General features: G+C 41.5%; 15 protein-coding genes and 1 pseudogene. 2 read left to right on the top strand and 14 right to left on the bottom strand.

Annotated elements, in window-relative coordinates; translation table 11 throughout:
* Nucleotides 1-107: pseudogene (locus tag ADH90_RS10775) on the bottom strand (transposase); the annotation flags it as partial.
* A gap of 333 nt (nucleotides 108-440) precedes the next feature.
* On the opposite strand from ADH90_RS10775, the gene ADH90_RS03890 reads away from it, so the two are divergent.
* Entirely contained in the window at nucleotides 441-788 is a 348-nt protein-coding gene (locus tag ADH90_RS03890) for a helix-turn-helix domain-containing protein (protein WP_049530045.1), read from the top strand.
* Between the two features lie 313 nt (nucleotides 789-1101).
* On the opposite strand, the gene ADH90_RS03885 is transcribed toward ADH90_RS03890, so the two are convergent.
* Both ADH90_RS03885 and ADH90_RS03880 read right to left on the bottom strand, forming a co-directional pair.
* A complete protein-coding gene (locus tag ADH90_RS03885; RefSeq protein WP_001096781.1) occupies nucleotides 1102-2301 on the bottom strand; it encodes a phosphoglycerate kinase in 1200 nt (399 codons plus the stop codon).
* 238 nt (nucleotides 2302-2539) lie between these two features.
* Entirely contained in the window at nucleotides 2540-7351 is a 4812-nt protein-coding gene (locus ADH90_RS03880) for an endo-beta-N-acetylglucosaminidase (protein ID WP_049530044.1), read from the bottom strand.
* A 304-nt stretch (nucleotides 7352-7655) separates the two neighbouring features.
* Between ADH90_RS03880 and ADH90_RS03875 the strand changes: the two genes are divergently transcribed.
* Nucleotides 7656-9287: a Na/Pi cotransporter family protein gene (locus ADH90_RS03875; RefSeq protein ID WP_049530043.1), complete on the top strand. Its 1632-nt coding sequence runs from the start codon at nucleotides 7656-7658 to the stop codon at nucleotides 9285-9287.
* A gap of 28 nt (nucleotides 9288-9315) precedes the next feature.
* Here the strand turns inward: ADH90_RS03875 and ADH90_RS03870 are convergent, their stop codons facing one another.
* From ADH90_RS03870 to racE, 11 genes are all read right to left on the bottom strand, one after another.
* Entirely contained in the window at nucleotides 9316-9612 is a 297-nt protein-coding gene (locus ADH90_RS03870) for an enterocin immunity protein (protein WP_049530042.1), read from the bottom strand.
* A gap of 24 nt (nucleotides 9613-9636) precedes the next feature.
* Nucleotides 9637-10701 carry a glutamyl aminopeptidase gene (gene pepA, locus ADH90_RS03865; protein WP_049530041.1) on the bottom strand — a complete coding sequence of 355 codons (1065 nt, stop codon included), beginning with the start codon at nucleotides 10699-10701 and terminating at the stop codon, nucleotides 9637-9639.
* 103 nt (nucleotides 10702-10804) lie between these two features.
* Complete coding sequence (yidD, locus tag ADH90_RS03860; protein ID WP_049530040.1) at nucleotides 10805-11059, bottom strand: membrane protein insertion efficiency factor YidD; 255 nt, start codon at nucleotides 11057-11059, stop codon at nucleotides 10805-10807.
* Nucleotides 11059-11784, bottom strand: coding sequence for a pseudouridine synthase (locus ADH90_RS03855; RefSeq protein ID WP_049503236.1), 726 nt, complete (start codon nucleotides 11782-11784; stop codon nucleotides 11059-11061). The genes yidD and ADH90_RS03855 overlap by 1 nt, the downstream gene beginning before the upstream one ends.
* A complete protein-coding gene (gene scpB / locus ADH90_RS03850) occupies nucleotides 11771-12340 on the bottom strand; it encodes an SMC-Scp complex subunit ScpB (RefSeq protein WP_049530039.1) in 570 nt (189 codons plus the stop codon). Before scpB ends, ADH90_RS03855 begins: the two co-directional genes overlap by 14 nt.
* 12 nt (nucleotides 12341-12352) lie before the next feature.
* A complete protein-coding gene (locus ADH90_RS03845) occupies nucleotides 12353-13087 on the bottom strand; it encodes a segregation/condensation protein A (RefSeq protein ID WP_016466838.1) in 735 nt (244 codons plus the stop codon).
* Nucleotides 13087-13821 (bottom strand): site-specific tyrosine recombinase XerD, encoded by a 735-nt coding sequence (gene xerD / locus ADH90_RS03840; RefSeq protein WP_049530038.1) that lies wholly within the window; start codon nucleotides 13819-13821, stop codon nucleotides 13087-13089. Before xerD ends, ADH90_RS03845 begins: the two co-directional genes overlap by 1 nt.
* Entirely contained in the window at nucleotides 13818-14279 is a 462-nt protein-coding gene (gene cbpB, locus ADH90_RS03835; protein WP_049530037.1) for a cyclic-di-AMP-binding protein CbpB, read from the bottom strand. The genes xerD and cbpB overlap by 4 nt, the downstream gene beginning before the upstream one ends.
* Nucleotides 14276-14797, bottom strand: coding sequence for a metallophosphoesterase (locus ADH90_RS03830; protein WP_006150069.1), 522 nt, complete (start codon nucleotides 14795-14797; stop codon nucleotides 14276-14278). Before ADH90_RS03830 ends, cbpB begins: the two co-directional genes overlap by 4 nt.
* Nucleotides 14773-15744: a nucleoside-triphosphate diphosphatase gene (locus tag ADH90_RS03825; RefSeq protein WP_049530036.1), complete on the bottom strand. Its 972-nt coding sequence runs from the start codon at nucleotides 15742-15744 to the stop codon at nucleotides 14773-14775. The genes ADH90_RS03830 and ADH90_RS03825 overlap by 25 nt, the downstream gene beginning before the upstream one ends.
* Nucleotides 15741-16535 carry a glutamate racemase gene (racE, locus tag ADH90_RS03820; RefSeq protein ID WP_049503242.1) on the bottom strand — a complete coding sequence of 265 codons (795 nt, stop codon included), beginning with the start codon at nucleotides 16533-16535 and terminating at the stop codon, nucleotides 15741-15743. Before racE ends, ADH90_RS03825 begins: the two co-directional genes overlap by 4 nt.
* Between the last annotated feature and the right edge of the window lie 79 nt (nucleotides 16536-16614).

Raw genomic sequence — 16614 nt, 5'->3', positions numbered from 1 at the left:
ACTTCGATATTGATTATAGATCACTTTTCGTCTATACTTAGGGGTGAACACAATGTGATATAACACATCCATTTTGTGTGTGATAAACTATGTGCTTTTTGAGCCATATTTTTCTCCTTTCGCTTTACAATTGGCTTGAACACCTTAATTGTATCGCGTTTGGAGTTTTTTGGTATAACCTTCGATGCGCACCCGCATAGCGGGTGGTTCTTTTGTCTCGCACCTAACGGAGCGAGACGGACTGAAAGTCACATAATAGGATTGGTTTGACTGTTAAGTCAAACCATGGCATACGTAGTATATCATGCAATTTTACATATTTTATACCAGTATTTTAACACGATTTTAGTTTATAGACAATATTTTTGTAAATATTTGTTTGCACACTGGTTATTTTCTGCTTTTATTCCTTGTATTATGGTAGATAAACGAGGTAAAACATGGAACCTATTCAATTAAAAAAATATATCGGTCAAAAAATTCGTACCATTCGCAAAGAAAAAAGATTAAGTCAACAAAAGCTCAGTGAAAAGGCTGGTGTGGGTATAGATTATATTTCCAACCTTGAAACAAAGGGTTCAAATATAAAGATTGATACACTTGAAAAGATTATCACAGCTCTTAATATCACACCATCAGAGCTATTTGAAAGCCGTATAACCCAAAAGAATCCACATCTAGAGTTATTAGCTGATCAATTAACTCAACTCCCACAAACGAGTCAAGAACAGCTATTAGAAGCCTTCCAATTACTAATAAAAACCGTGAAAGAAAAACCAAACCGCTAAGATTTGAATCCTAGCGGTCATTTTTTCATTCGTTCAATTTTCTTTCCTTATAACATGTAAATTTGTTGTGATACGAATAACGCTTCATCGCCTTGTATCAGTCTAAAGTTAATTTTCTATCATCAACATCAACAATTGTTAAAAATCACTAACTTTTGCCATTGTTCAGTATCAAGGAGTTCTGATGCTCCACCACCGCGTCACAAATACATCCACTAACACAAAAAGGTGACAGAGCCACCTTTTTGTTAACGTTTCAGTTTTGTTCCTTTTTCTACAAAATCAGGATTTTATAGAGACTAGCGGGCTGAAATTATTTTTCTGTAAGTGCAGCCAATCCTGGAAGAACTTTACCTTCAAGAAGTTCCATTGATGCTCCACCACCAGTAGAGATCCATGAGAACTTGTCTGCACGACCAAGGTTGATAGCTGCGGCAGCTGAATCACCACCACCGATGATTGATTTAACGCCTGGTTGTTTCACGATAGCGTCCATTACACCGATTGTACCAGCTTGGAAGTCAGGGTTTTCAAATACACCCATAGGTCCGTTCCATACAACTGTTTTAGCACCAGTCAAAGCTTCGTCAAATTTAGCGATAGATTTTGGACCGATGTCAAGACCAAGGAAACCTGGGTCAACTGCTTCACCTTCAGTGTCTTTCACTTCAGTGTAGTCAGCAAATGCGTTCGCTTCTTTTGAGTCAACTGGCAAGATCAATTTGCCGTTTGCTTTTTCAAGAAGAGCTTTCGCAACATCCAATTTATCTTCTTCTACAAGTGAGTTACCGATTTCGATACCTTGTGCTTTGTAGAATGTGTAAGTCATACCACCACCGATAAGAACTTTATCAGCTTTTTCAAGCAAGTTTTCGATAACACCGATCTTGTCTGAAACTTTTGAACCACCAAGGATAGCCACGAATGGACGTTCTGGAGCTTCAACTGCTTCTTGGATGTAAGCAATTTCGTTTTCAAGAAGGAATCCAGCGACTGCTTTTTCAACGTTTGCTGAGATACCAACGTTAGATGCGTGTGCACGGTGAGCAGTACCGAATGCATCGTTTACGAAGATACCATCTCCAAGTGATGCCCAGTATTTACCAAGTTCAGGATCGTTTTTAGATTCTTTCTTACCGTCAACATCTTCAAAACGAGTGTTTTCAACCAAAAGAACTTGTCCATCTTCAAGAGCGTTGATAGCCGCTTCCAATTCAGCACCACGAGTAACACCTGGAAGGAATGTAACTTCTTGACCCAATTTAGCAGCCAAGTCAGCAGCTACAGGAGCAAGTGATTTACCAGCTTTGTCTGCTTCTTCTTTTACACGTCCAAGGTGAGAGAAGAGGATTGCACGTCCACCTTGTTCAAGGATGTACTTGATAGTTGGAAGAGCTGCAGTGATACGGTTGTCATTAGTAATCACGCCATCTTTTACAGGAACGTTGAAGTCAACACGAACGAGAACTTTTTTCCCTTTCAACTCAACGTCTTTAACAGTCAATTTTGCCATTTGGAAAGACTCCTTAATTTTTTTTACGTGTTAATTATATCACAAAATCAATAAAAGAGATAGCAAAACCTTAAACTTTTATCCACAACAATTTTTCTCGATTAAATCAGGACAGTGCTTGTAACTACGACAGAATACTCTACCATTTTTATTCTCCTCCCCTATACAAAAAGATTTGACTCTTAAAAGTCAAATCTTTTTCATTAATATGAAGTCAGTGTTAGATACACTCTCTATCTTAATCTTCTTTTTTCTTTTGAGTTAGCAAGCCAAAACCACTTAAAACTCCGACCAAGCCAAGGGCAAGAAGATTTGCATCTACTTCTGTACCTGTACTTGGAAGTTGTTTTCCTTCAGTTTTTTCAACTTGTGCTTCTGTTTTTGCTGGTTCTTGCTTCGCTGCTTGGCTTGCTTGAACTGGCGAAACGGATGTTTCAGCCTTAGGTTCTGTTTTTGTAGTTTCCTTCTTAGTATCTTGAGTCGCTGGAGCAGGTGTAATTGGTCTGTCACCTAGTACTTTGACTACTTTTGTACCGACTTCAACAATCTCAGTTACGGCTTCCTTGAGAACTTCCGTTCCCTTAAGACTGCGATGTCCTTCAGAATCAATCTCTACAAGGTTTCTACGAAGGCCTGCAACTCCTACTTGAACCAAGCGTCGTTCTCCTAATGGGAGGCTAGGATTTACTCCTTCTTCATGTCCAAATGCAAGAACTTCTTCTTCCACAACCAAGCTTGGTTTCTTAACTTCTAAGACTTTTGGACCGTCTAGCGGTTGAACACGGCTTTCTACCTTAGTACCAACTTCAGTGATTTCTGCAACTGCCTCCTTGACTACTTCTGTCTTAAGAAGAGTACGGTTACCTTTGGCATCTACTTCAATCAGACGACGAGTCTGACCTTCTACACCTACCTGAACAATACGACGTTCACCCAACAAGAGGTCTCCTGATGGACGTTCTTGGCGTTCGAAGGCTTGAGTTTCTGTTTCAATCACTAACTCAGGTAGCGCTTCAACTGTTGGCGCAGTTTCTCCTTCTTCTAAGCTACCCACATGATGACTTTCTTCTGCAGAAGCTAGTTTCTTATTCAGCTTTTCTTTCATGTCCGCAAAGGATTCTGGAGTTGGTGTTTGTGAAGATAATAAATCTTCAGCTTGCGCAATCAACTCCGATTTAGGATCTTTTTCAAGGACAGATTCGAGCAAGCTTTCCAATTCTTCTCTAGCAGTTTGATAACGTTGATTGCCATCCAATTCAGTACCAGCTTGTTTCAAGTCATTCAAGGCCTGGTTGACTGCTTCTTGACTAGCATCATGATTTTCTAAGATAGCTTTCGCTGCATCAAGCTTCTCAGCAAGAGCTGCTTGTTTTGCTGCATCAGCAAATGTATAAGCTATTGTTTCTTTGCGTCCTTGAGCAGATGTGATTTCTTGTTTCAGATATTCGTCGTTAATGGCTGCCTTAGGTGATACTAGAACATCAAAGTCGACAGTTTGTCCTTGATAGTGCAACTGAAGTTTTTGACGGCCTGTTTTTTGAGAATCATAACCTGTAATTTTGACTCCTTGGTCTGTAAAGCTATGTTCAGTCTCCGTCTCATCATCATACAAGACCTTGAAACGTCCTTCTGATAAGTCTAGAGCATCACCTACCAAGTAGTCAATTTTCGGTTGTTTGCTAATATACAAGGCTGCGACTTCTTTTGGACCAGTTTCTTCACCAGTGACTTGAACCTTAAAGCTACCTGCAACTGGAAGACCAAGATAGGTTACTGTTAACTCTTGTTCGCCATGATGGTGAGCATCGTAGCCATTAACAGTAACTCCTGCATGACTAAGGTTGATGACTTCATCTGATTCTTCACCTTCGTATTTGACACGGAGAAGACCACCTTTAAGATTTAATTCCTCACCATCTTGGTAAGTCGTCTTTTTAGGTGCTACTTCTAGACTGACAGCCTTAATCTTTCTTTCATCCTGAGGAATCGTCGCAGCAAGAGTATTACTGATTTCTTTCCCTGGCAATTGTGTTCGGTAGTAAAGAAGGCTTGGACGTTTTTCAAAGCTCAATGGTTCTGTCGCCAAATCCCCTCCAACTGCTGTATTTAAGGTAGCGATTGGAGTTTGTGAATCTGCCTTGTCATAGACTGTGATGGTTGCCCCAGCAGGAACTTCTGAGAAGCCGAGCTGAACCTTATTGTCAGTTAGAAGACGCGCTGCAACTTTACTCATTGGAATGTTTTGGCTCTCCGTATCAAGAGTTTCATACATCTTCCAGTTGTAGATACGAATGGCTTTCCACGGTGTTCCATTGTCAGACGTGATGACGTTCAAGCGCCAGTCTTGCGCAGTGATTGGGCTATCAAGGGTGATATCCGAAACATGGGCTTTATTGCCACGAACAGCTTTAGCTAGTTTCCATTCGCCTGCTTCATCTTTGTAGTAAAGGTCAAAGTCTTTGGTGTTCATCAAGCCATCATTAACAGACTCTCCACCAGCTCCTGCGTGGTCCATGACCCATCTAACAACACGGCGTGGTTGTGTCAAACGAATATCAACGCTACCACTCAATTGAGCAGAAGACCATTTATCAGATAAGCTAGTGATAGTTCCATTCAACATACCTTCGATACCTTCGCCGCCTTCTGTATTTGGGAAGGTACTTCCGATAACAGTCGCTCCTGGAACAATGTTTGTTGCTAATGGTCTTGGAAGGCTTGTATCTTGGACAGTCATTCCCCACTCGAAGTTTGTAGTTGCTGCTTCAGAACGAAGGCCATTCTTCCCAACTGCGACAACCTTCAACTCTTGACTAGTACCAGTTGCACTAGCTGAACGGCTAACTTTTGGTAGGTAGATCGTAGTTGCAGATGAACCTGTCAATAGGCGCCAAGCATCACCATCCTTCTCATAAACTTCATAGAAGTCAGCATCCTTGTTACCTGTAAATTGAACAATGGCTTCCGCTTCTTGAGCATTTTTCAGAGATTGTTTAGTTACTTTAAGAGCAGTTGGTGCTTGGGGTGATTCTTGATTATCTGACACTGTCAACTCACCCAAGTTAAATTGGTAATCCTTAAGAGCAGCAGTATTTTCAAAAGTGAGCTTGATACCGTAAATAGTCTGACCTGCCAAGGCACTCAAGTCAAATTCGTCTTTTGTCCAATTGTCAGATAGAGTCAGCTCTTTACGAGCATTCTCGCCACCATAAGTATAGTTTTTCTGAGTCGCAAATTCTACATAGACCTTGCTTCCCTTACCGCCTTTATGGGCGACACGGAGTTTCGTTTTATCTGTTACTTCCAGTTTTGTAGAGTAGAGACGAACATCTTGGTTAGTATTTTCAGCTAAATCACCCGCAAACTTAAGTGAGTTTCCTCCATTGTAGGCATCTTCAAAGTCATAGTCAGCTTGGAGTTTAGCAGCTGAGGATGTTTGCCACCAGCGCCATGTAGGCAAGATACCTGATACAGAACGATAGTTCCATTCAGAATCCTTAGAGACTTTACCGTCTACAAACCATTTTTTACCATGTCCAGTGTTAAAGGATGTTGTGAAGCTACGTCCAACTGCTGGTGTGCGGTCAGCTACGAGGTTGGCAATCCCGTACCAGTCCTTGTCCTCTGGTTTTTGACCAGTTGGATCTCCTTGATAACCTGTAAAGAATATGTTTTCATTCTTATGATAGTCTTCGCCTGTCTTACCAAGACTCGTGATAGTATCAGGTGCAAAGAGGCCAAGTGATAAGCGGAGCTTGCCATTTTCATCTAGAAGGGCATCCCATTTCACTTTTGTCTTGTAGGAACCACCTTGTTGCAATTCCAAACCTGCAAAAACATCATATTGACTACGTCCAAGCCATTTTGCCATAGTTACAGAGTAATCATTTTTCTCTTTGGTCCAGTTAAAGTTGGCAAAGAAGTGATCCGCAGGAACCTTGTCTCCCTCTTTTTCCATGAATTGGTAATTGTATTCACCAAGTCCATCTTCATGATAACGACCATATTCATAGGTCATGGCGTCATACCAAGAATATTTGACTGGATGATTAACTTGAGCTGCATATTCCTTGGTATAAAGCATGAAGTCACGCATTTTCTTACCAAGAGGCGTCACGATATCACCTGTTGTTTCTTGGTTGATAAAGTAGCCATCAAAACCATAGTATTTAGCCAAATCAACCAACTTACGAGCGATAGGGAAAGTTCCGTCTTCGTCTTGTTGAAGGGCTGCGGCAAATTTTTCTTGGTCTGCAATGCTATTTGACCAGTTAAAGAATAAGGTACCCAATACAGGGACACCATTACGGTGACCAGCATCAATCACATCCGGAGTTGGAACCAGCCCTTCCCAGAAGACCATGGAATTCAAGTACTGCCAGTAGTCGAAAGCGTAGGCTTTAAACTCTTCACCACCTACAGAAGCATGGTCTTTAGCCTTAGAGTTAGTGTTAGCAAGAGCTTCAACCTTAGCGTCCTTATTAGCTTTTTCGTTGACTACATGTCCACGATAGCGTTTGGCTAGTTCTACTGAAGAGCGGTTAATAGCATCGTCTTCGCGAGCACCTGGTTCCCATTTCAACAAATCTTCCCATGTGTCAAACTTAATTTCTTTTGGTCGAAGACTTTTTTCTTCTTTCTTAGGAACGTCAGCGACAGTAGCTTTTTCTTCTGGCTTGTTTTCTGTAGTTGCAGGCGTTTCTTCAGCCTTAGGCGTTTCAGCAACTGGACTAGTTGCTTCCTTATCAGCTGCAGTCAATTGATCCAAACTTGGTTTCTCTTCTGAAACAGGCTGCTCGCTTGTCTTATCTTCCGTCGCTTCCAGCTCCTTCAATACTTCTGGTGCTGGTGTAGTTGCTTCTGCTGGAGTAGTGGTTGACGGTTGCTCTGAAGCTACTGCTGTAGTTGTTGCCCCATTTTCTGGAACGACAGACTCTTCAGCCAAAGCTGGACCTGCAAATAGAACGGAACCAATTATCAATGAGCAGGCACCCACTGACAATTTCCGAATACTATAGCGACAATGTTTTTCAAAAAATGGATTCTTCATTTTTTTCTCCTTTGACTTTCTCATGAAAGTAAGCGCTTTATTTTTGAATTAAAAAAGTAGCTGTTCCAAAAATACACAGAACAGGTCATTTTCATTTTACGATATTTAGAAAAAGAGTCAACACTAGCCCTTCAAGAACTATAAAGAAGTGAAGAATTAATATAAATTAGACAATCATTGACCATTTTTCGAATAAAATCAACATTTTTCTCAAAAAAGAGCATTTACTACTTGTTAGATTTACTTTTATCCTTTAAAATAGAATGGGAGAAATTCCGCGATTATTTTTCGGAGGAAAAAGAAAATGTCCATTAATTGGCAGGAAATTATTTTTCACTTTTTAGGTGGTCTGGGTCTATTTTTATATAGTATCAAGACCATGGGAGACGGTTTGCAACAAGCTGCTGGAGACCGCCTTCGATATTACATTGACAAGTACACAAGTAATCCCTTCTTAGGGGTTTTAGTGGGGATTGTCGTCACTGCCCTAATCCAGTCAAGTACAGGTGTAACGGTTATTACGGTTGGACTAGTCAGTGCTAGTCTCCTCACCCTTAGACAGGCCATCGGGATTATCATGGGAGCCAATATTGGAACGACCGTAACATCCTTCATCATCGGTTTCAAACTTGGCGAGTATGCCCTACCCTTGATTTTCCTTGGAACCATGTTCTTATTCTTTACAAAAAACCGTACTGCAAATAATATTGGACGTATCCTTTTTGGTGTGGGTGGTATCTTCTATGCCCTCAACCTCATTAGTGCTGGGATGAGCCCTCTTAAAGACTTGCCTCAATTTAAGGAATACATGGTTACTTTGGGTCAAAACCCTACCTTGGGAGTTGTGGCTGGTGCAGTTATTACCGTTCTGATTCAGGCTTCTTCTGCAACCATCGGGATCCTACAAGGTCTTTATGCAGGTGGATTCCTCGACCTCAAAGGGGCACTACCAGTCCTATTCGGAGATAATATCGGTACAACCTTAACAGTTATTATCGCAGCAGCCGGAGCAAACATCTCTGCTAAACGAGTTGCAGCAACACACGTTACCTTTAACGTTTTAGGAACCATCCTCTGCTTAATCTTGTTAGGCCCATTCACTTCGATGATCGAGTACTTCCAGGCACTACTTCACCTCTCACCTGAGATGACGATTGCCTTCTCACACGGTGCCTTTAACGTAAGTAACACCATTGTACAATTCCCATTCATCGGTGCTTTGGCTTACTTCGTTACTAAGCTAATCCCTGGTGAAGACGAAGTTGTTAAATACGAACCTCTTTACCTGGATGAACAACTCATCAAGCAAGCTCCTTCTATCGCCCTAGGAAATGCCAAGAAAGAACTCTTGCACCTAGGAAACTATGCTGTAAAAGCATTTGACCTTTCTTACGACTACATTATCAATTCTAATGAAAAAGTCGCAGAAAAAGGACACAAGACTGAAGAAGCTATCAACACAATCGACGAGAAATTAACACGTTACCTCATTAGTCTATCTAGTGAAGCATTGAGCCAAAAAGAAAGTGAAGTCTTAACCAACATCCTTGACTCTTCTCGAGACTTGGAACGTATCGGTGACCACGCTGAAGCTTTGATTAATCTTAACGACTACTTGCAACGCAAGAATGTTCAATTCTCTAACTCAGCCCTAGAAGAGTTGGAAGAAATTTACCGTCAAACAAGCGATTTCGTTAAAGATGCTCTTGAAAGTATTGAAAACAATGACCTTGAAAAAGCTCAAGCTCTTATTGAACGCCATGAAGCCATCAACAAGATGGAACGTGTCCTTCGTAAGACTCACATCAAGCGCCTAAACAATGGTGAATGTTCTACCCAAGCAGGTGTCAACTTTATCGACATCATTTCACACTATACTCGTGTGTCAGACCACGCTATGAACCTTGCTGAAAAGGTTTTGGCTGAACAAATTTAAGATAAAAAAATGCTTTGATTCTTTCGAATCAAAGCATTTTAAATAGCTCTCCAATCATAATGGAAGAGGCAGCTGCACCCTTGTACCTTGCTTCTTCCTTTTGGATAAAACTGGCCAGATTGACTAACTCTGGCGCAGGTGTTCTAGGATTCTTGAGGAGTTCAAGTGTGACTAGCCCTGAAAGTCGGACTGCAAGCAAGCGCTCATTGGTGCTGGGCAATTGCTTAGCAGTTTCTAGGAGTGCAGCCACTAAATCTTCACTCAAGTTTTGACGGGCATGATTGTAAAGGTCCCGTATCAAGGTTTCTAGGTTTTGTTCTCCCATACCTATTATCTCCATCTTTTTAGTTTAGTAATTCTTGATCAAATCTACAGTAGAGCGATCTAATTTCTTCACCAAGGCTTGTAGGAAAGCTTGGGCTTCAAGGAAATCATCCATGGCATAAAGGGTTTGATGAGAGTGGATATAACGAGCGCAGACACCGATTGTTGTAGATGGAACACCACCATTTTTCAAATGAGCTGCTCCTGCATCTGTACCACCTTTTCCACAATAGTATTGGTACTTGATTCCAGCTTCTTCAGCAGTTGTCAAAAGGAAGTCCTTCATGCCTGGGAGAAGCAAGTGACCTGGATCGTAGAAACGAATCAAGGTTCCATCACCAATCTTCCCTTGACCACCATAAACATCACCTGCTGGTGAGCAATCCACCGCAAGGAATACTTCTGGATCAAATTTTGTTGTAGATGCATGGGCACCACGAAGTCCAACTTCCTCTTGCACATTTGCACCGAGGTAAAGTTCATTTCCTAGTTTTTGGCCTGACAAGTTTTCAGCTAATTCGCTAACCATAAGCACACCGTAACGGTTATCCCATGCTTTTGAGATGATATTTTTTTCATTAGCAGTTAGAATCGCACTACTATCTGGCACGATTGTGTCCCCAGGACGGATACCAAAACTTTCAGCTTCTTCCTTATCCGCAAAACCACCGTCAAAAACGATATCTGAAATAGCTGGCATAGTTGGGCCACCTGTGCCTCGAGTCAAATGTGGAGGTACTGAACCTGAGATGACTGGAATTTCACGTCCTTGGCGCGTAAAAAGTTTAAAACGCTGGCTGCTAACAACCATAGGGTTCCAACCACCAATGCTGACTACTCGGAAGGTCCCGTCTGGCTTGATTTCACTAACCATAAAACCAACTTCATCCATGTGAGAGGCTACCAAGACACGAGGGGCATTTTCAACTTCTGAGTGTTTAACCCCAAAAATACCACCCAAGCCATCAGTCACAACTTTATCCACGTGAGGTGTTAATTTTTCACGAAGATAAGCGCGAACAGGTGCTTCATGACCTGAGATAGCGGGAAGTTCTGTTACTTCTTTGATTTTAGAAAATAATGTTGTCATTTCTATCCCTTCTTTCTTTCAACCATTTTACCACTTTTTATAGGAGAAGGGTAGTGGGAATCAACATTTTACCAAGTAACTTACTCTTATAACAATAAAAGAATCACAAATGTGATCCTTCTTCTCTTGTATTCCGCTTTAATGAAAAGTGATCTGGTACGGGGTCTTTACCCGTTTCAGACCAAGGATGGCAACGTAATATCCTAGCCAAGCCCATCAAAACTCCCTTTAATCCATGTTTTTCAATAGCCTGAATCATATAGTTGGAACAGGTAGGCTCAAAGCGACAAGAGGGGGGAAAGGCTGGTGAGATAAAGCGTTGGTAAAAGCGCACTGGCGCAATTAAGATTTTTTTCATTATTTATTATTTGTTACAGCCATGGTGTGTAGTTGGCTGATTTCTTTTTTATTGAGACGACGTGCTTCTCCTGGACGAAGTCCTGTCAAGTCTAAATGTCCAAAACGTGTCCGAGACAACTTATCCACTTGGAGCCCAACTGCTTCAAACATCTTTTTAACCTGGTGATTGCGTCCTTCATGGATAGTCAACTGAACAACTGAGCGGTTTTTTACTGGATCTACTTTTAGAATTTCATAAACAGCTGGCTTGGTTTTCTTGCCTTCAATTTCAACGCCTCGAGTCAAAGGACGAAGATTTTCCTTGTTAGCAATTCCTTTTACACGCGCAACATAGACCTTGTCAATCTCATTTCGAGGGTGAATCATCTCGTCTGTAAAGTCACCATCATTTGTCAAAATCAAGACACCTGATGTATCCCAGTCCAAACGCCCTACCGGATAAATCCGTTCTTTAACATTGGGTAAAAGGTCAACAACAGTCTTGCGACCCTTGTCATCCGTTACACTGGAAATCACACCACGTGGTTTATTGAGTAGATAGTAGACCTTTTCTTCGTTATAGATGGGTTGACCTTCAACCTCAACCTTATCGCCAGACTTAATGGTTGTCGCTAGTTCACGTACTACCTGTCCATTGACGGTTACCAAGCCTTGCTTGATCAACTCCTCTGCTTTTCTCCTACTGGCCACTCCTGCGTGGGCAATATATTTATTGATTCTCATCTTCTTCTATCCTTTCACCAAATAATTGGCTTTCTTGTGCTTGAATATCAAGCTCATCAATCACGGGCAACTCTTCCAAATGGTTAATGCCCATGTAATCTAGGAAATAATCCGTCGTTACATAGAGATTAGGGCGTCCAAGAACCTCTTTTTTCCCGTCTTCTTTTATCAAGTCAAAGGCTTGCAACTTAGCTAGCGCTCCACTTGAATTAACCCCCCGAATAGCATCTATCTCTATCCGTGTGATAGGCTGCTTGTAAGCAATGATGGACAAGGTTTCTAGCGCAGCTCGAGATAGACTTTGATTGATTGGCGCCTTAGAGTATTCTTTTAAAATCAATGCAAATTGTGGCTTGGTCACCAATCTGTAGGCACCACCGGTCTCAATCAGTGCTAAACTGGAATCCTGGTCTTTTTCATACTTGTGGGCTAACTTTTCTAAGCTTTGCTGAATCCCAGTCGGTGGAAGCGATAGGACCTCAGCTAGCTGACGGACTCTAATGCCATCCTCCCCCGCTACAAACAGGAGTGCTTCTATTTCTGCTAAAGTACTCATATTTCCTCTCTATCAAGCTTGACTCTGCTCTACTTGATTTTCTTCATTCTTTTTCATGAGATAAATATCTCCAAAACTCTCTTTTTGAATCAAGAGAATTTCTTGGGTTTTAATCAACTCCAAGGTTGCTAAAAAGAGTGTAATGACCTCTTGTAAATCCTTGGTTTCTTTAAACAAATCCTGCAAACATAATTGTTGACCTTCAACCAAGGCTTCTCGAACGATGACCATCATATCTTCAATCTTATACTCATCTCGTAAGATTGTTGTGTGACTTTTAGAGAATTCTTCCTTTTTCTTGGTCAGTAAGGTTGAAAAGGCTAAGAAAAGATCAATCGTCGTCTTATCATGTACAAGTTCTGCATCCTCATAGATCAACTCTGTAGGTGCTTTTGAGTAATATTGAGCTCGTTCCTGGTGCTTCACTTCCAACTGCTCTCCCAAAAGTTTAAATTTACGGTATTCCTCAATCTGAGAAAGGAGATCCTGCTCTAGGTCATCCTCTAAATCCGTCACTTCTGCAACCTTTGGCAAGAGCTTGCGACTCTTAATCAGCATCAGTTGGCTAGCCATCACCATGTATTCACCTGCAACTTCTAAACGCATAGCTTGTAATGTAGAGATATAGGCTAGATATTGTTCGATAACCTCTGTGATCGGCACATCATAGATATCCATCTGATACTTTGAAACCAAGTGTAGGAGCAAGTCCAAAGGCCCTTCAAAATCTTTTAATTTAATATCCATTATCTATATTTTTCTAAGGTCATGACTGTCTTTAATCCTAATTTTTTAGCAATTTCGTACAAGTCAACCTTTTCTTCGATTTGTCTTAATATAAACTGTTCTCTCAATCCTTGGGCAGATAAATCTGAAAATCCTTTTTCCTTTAAAAAAGCTTCCAACTGACGAAAGGCCCATTGACGGGAGTACGGTTTCCCAGCTTTTTCAAAGAGATAGGTCTGCCCCATCAAGGGCTCTAACTCCGCAAGCAAATTTGTGGGAAGGCTCAAGATTCTTTGTTGAGAAGCTTTATTGACTCTCAAAACTTGAAAATCCAGGTTCACATCCCCTGTTTTTAAGGCTAGAATTTCACTCGGCAAGAGGCCCAATTCTACTATTAACAAGGCTAGCAAGCGTCCTTCTGGATAAGCACTTTCTTGCCAGAAAGAACTGAGGTCTAAAAGTTCCGACTTCCCTTGTTTTTTCTCAGCCTGTTTGGGTAATTCCAAACGGTAAAAGGTGCCAATCATTCCTTTCTGATATAAAAAGTAAAGAAATTGGTTGCAAGCAGAAACTTTCCGCTTTTGGGCACTCATTTTAAAATTTGATAATTGAGCTTGGTAGATTTTTAAACTTGTCTCTGAAATTTGTTTTCCAACAAAATCCAAAAACTGCTCCAAATCATACTTATAAGACTGCTTAGAATTACTAGATAGATTTTGTTTTTCTTCTAAAAATACTGAAACCCATTCTCTCATTTGCTTCGAATCTCATATTCCTTACTAAAATCATGCAGAAGGGCATTGACAGCCTTAAGGATTGATTTCCGTGTAATAATCCCTTGGAAAATTCCATCCTTATCAACAACTGGTAGGAAAGATTCATCCACTAACTTATGTAAAACATCTGTCAATGTATAATCCGGAGCTACCACTGCAACATCCTTCTTGGTCATGTGTACGATATCTGTATCTGCCATGGCTTCTTGACTCAATCCCTGCTCCATCTGGTAGGCAAGAATATCTCTAAGACCAATAGTCCCGACGAATTTTTTCTCATCCGTCACGACTGGCACTCTGGTATAGGTCATCTGACTAAGGAGGAGAATTGCATGATCTGCATTGTGAGTATCAATGAGCACAGCCAAATTTTCAGCAGGAGTTAAAAAGGTTTCCTCTTGCTCCAGTAAAAACTGTTCAAATTCTTTGGCAATCATCGAGCAAACTCCTTAGACAAGCCTGGATATACCTCATGGTCACGTGTCAAAAAGTCCACTTTAAAGTAGCTATCATCAATCTCCACACGAGCGTAGAGGCATTCTCTAATTGCACCACGTGGCTGACTGATAGAACCAGGATTTAGAAAGAGAGTCTTTCCTTCCATCCAAGCATCTGGGATATGTAAGTGCCCATAAAGACAGATATCTGCATCTTCCTCTTGAGCCCAGAAATCAAGCTTTTGGAAGTTGAAGTTAATATCAAACAAATGTCCATGAGTCTGGATGATCTTGGTAGGACCCAGTTGAGTCACTAAGCGTTCTGGATAGTCTGAATAAAAATCCATGTTTCCTCTGACTACCTGGATTCCTTCCCAGAGTGGTGAATCTGGGCGAAGTTCCGAGTCACCATCGTGAAAAATAGCATCGACTTTCCCAAGATAGCGGTCACGTATTTCTTCTACAATCAAGCTATCTCCGTGGGAGTCACTCATTACAATGATGGTTTGCTTTGCCATGATGGAAATACCTCCAAAAGTTTCTTAACGGCTAAGGCACGGTGGGACTGGCTATTTTTTTCTTCGAGGGTTAATTCAGCTGATGATTTGCCAGTTTCTCCTACTAGGAAAAGAGGATCATAACCAAAACCATTTTCACCCTTAGGTTCAAAGTTAATGTAGCCTGGCCAGTCAGCTTCGACAACTAAGCTTTCCTTACCTGGGCTAGCTACGACCAGGGTTGTATGGAATTGTGCCGAACGGTCCTTGAGTTCAAAGACCATAGCCAACTCGTGCAAGAGTTTAGCATTATTTTCTTGGTCAGTAGCCCCTACTCCTGCGAAACGAGCTGACCAGACACCTGGTAATCCACCGAGGACATCGACCTTAAGACCAGAGTCATCAGCTAAAACCATCTTGCCTGTTAATTTAGAGATGGTTTCTGCCTTAAGGCGAGCATTTTCTTCAAAGGTCATACCTGTTTCAGCTACTTCAGGCAGGTCAGGATAGTCATTGAGATTTTCTACATCATAACCTAGCTTATCAAAGATAGCACGAAATTCCTTGGTCTTGCCCTCGTTACGAGTCGCAATCAACAAGGTTTCTCTGACCTTATTTGTCTCAAAGAAATCTTGAACGTTGACTCCTTCTTTAGGCAATTCCACATGCAAGAGTTGGCCATTTTCAACTAAGAGCAAGGCACCCTGACGTTGAATGACTTCTAAGTTTCGGTTCGCTTCTTGGTTGAGAATATCTACCACAAAGGAGAGTAGTCGATAGTCTGAACCATATCGTAAAACGGTAACTGAAAGCGGAAATCCTCGCTCCTCATCTCGAAAGATTTTGGCTAAATCAAACAAAGGAAACTCTAAGTCATCATCCGTCAAAGTCCGAATGCCACCAAAAACACTGTAGGATCCAACATACCAGTCCTGGTCGTCCTTGTATTCATAAATTTTGTTTGTCATAATGTTACATGCTCCACATGAATCTCTTTTTCCAGCCATTCTGCTCCTATCTGGGCAAAACTTTGGCTATTTGCAGTTGTATAAAAACGGTGTTGAAGGGGCGCCGCATCTCGGCTACGGTTAATCTCAAAGTAATTGAGCAAGACTGAAATATCACGCACACACTCAGCTCCACTATCGATCAGCTGAACCTTAGGCCCCATGACATTTTGGATGATAGGTCTAAGGAGCGGATAATGAGTACAGCCTAAAATCAAGCTATCCACTTTTCCGACCAAGGGACGCAAGGTTTCATAGACAACTTTCTTGGTCACACTGGTCGATAGAGCACCTGACTCGACCAAGGGAGCAAACTTAGGGCAGGCCAAGCTTTCCACTTGTAAATCTGGGTCTAGATCATGAATCTTTTGTCGATAAATATCTGATTTTACCGTCATCGGGGTTCCAATCACACCGATTTTCCCACCCTGACTCGCTTTGATAGCTGCTGATGCACCAGGCAAAATCACACCCAGCACCGGAATATCCAACTTAGCTTTAATCTCTTCCCAGACGACTGCCGTTGCTGTATTACAAGCAATGACAATCATCTTAACATCCTTGGTCAAAAGAAAGTTGACCAGCTGCCAAGTATATTCACGAATCTGCTCAGCAGGACGGGGACCATAGGGAGCCCGTGCCGAATCTCCAATATAGACGATTTCTTCATGAGGAAGTTGGCGCATGAGTTCACGCACAACCGTCAAGCCCCCGACACCCGAATCCAAAAAACCAATTGGTCGATTATCCATACAGTCTTCTTTCTAGTATTTTTTCTGATTGATAGTTCATTATCATTACATTTCTTCCTGAAATTTCTGACAGACTGGG

The organism is Streptococcus pseudopneumoniae (genome assembly GCF_001073085.1).
GTDB lineage: Bacteria > Bacillota > Bacilli > Lactobacillales > Streptococcaceae > Streptococcus > Streptococcus pseudopneumoniae_M.
The sequence above is the reverse complement of the archived record's forward strand: the minus strand, read 5'-3'. Positions and strand labels throughout refer to the sequence as shown.

What these genes read in the sequence shown, in the direction of transcription:
- ADH90_RS03890 (WP_049530045.1), top strand. Translation starts at nt 441, where the DNA reads ATGGAACCTATTCAATTAAAAAAATATATCGGTCAAAAAATTCGTACC.
- ADH90_RS03885 (WP_001096781.1), bottom strand. Translation starts at nt 2,301, where the DNA reads ATGGCAAAATTGACTGTTAAAGACGTTGAGTTGAAAGGGAAAAAAGTT.
- ADH90_RS03880 (WP_049530044.1), bottom strand. Translation starts at nt 7,351, where the DNA reads ATGAAGAATCCATTTTTTGAAAAACATTGTCGCTATAGTATTCGGAAA.
- ADH90_RS03875 (WP_049530043.1), top strand. Translation starts at nt 7,656, where the DNA reads ATGTCCATTAATTGGCAGGAAATTATTTTTCACTTTTTAGGTGGTCTG.
- ADH90_RS03870 (WP_049530042.1), bottom strand. Translation starts at nt 9,612, where the DNA reads ATGGGAGAACAAAACCTAGAAACCTTGATACGGGACCTTTACAATCAT.
- pepA (WP_049530041.1), bottom strand. Translation starts at nt 10,701, where the DNA reads ATGACAACATTATTTTCTAAAATCAAAGAAGTAACAGAACTTCCCGCT.
- yidD (WP_049530040.1), bottom strand. Translation starts at nt 11,059, where the DNA reads ATGAAAAAAATCTTAATTGCGCCAGTGCGCTTTTACCAACGCTTTATC.
- ADH90_RS03855 (WP_049503236.1), bottom strand. Translation starts at nt 11,784, where the DNA reads ATGAGAATCAATAAATATATTGCCCACGCAGGAGTGGCCAGTAGGAGA.
- scpB (WP_049530039.1), bottom strand. Translation starts at nt 12,340, where the DNA reads ATGAGTACTTTAGCAGAAATAGAAGCACTCCTGTTTGTAGCGGGGGAG.
- ADH90_RS03845 (WP_016466838.1), bottom strand. Translation starts at nt 13,087, where the DNA reads ATGGATATTAAATTAAAAGATTTTGAAGGGCCTTTGGACTTGCTCCTA.
- xerD (WP_049530038.1), bottom strand. Translation starts at nt 13,821, where the DNA reads ATGAGAGAATGGGTTTCAGTATTTTTAGAAGAAAAACAAAATCTATCT.
- cbpB (WP_049530037.1), bottom strand. Translation starts at nt 14,279, where the DNA reads ATGATTGCCAAAGAATTTGAACAGTTTTTACTGGAGCAAGAGGAAACC.
- ADH90_RS03830 (WP_006150069.1), bottom strand. Translation starts at nt 14,797, where the DNA reads ATGGCAAAGCAAACCATCATTGTAATGAGTGACTCCCACGGAGATAGC.
- ADH90_RS03825 (WP_049530036.1), bottom strand. Translation starts at nt 15,744, where the DNA reads ATGACAAACAAAATTTATGAATACAAGGACGACCAGGACTGGTATGTT.
- racE (WP_049503242.1), bottom strand. Translation starts at nt 16,535, where the DNA reads ATGGATAATCGACCAATTGGTTTTTTGGATTCGGGTGTCGGGGGCTTG.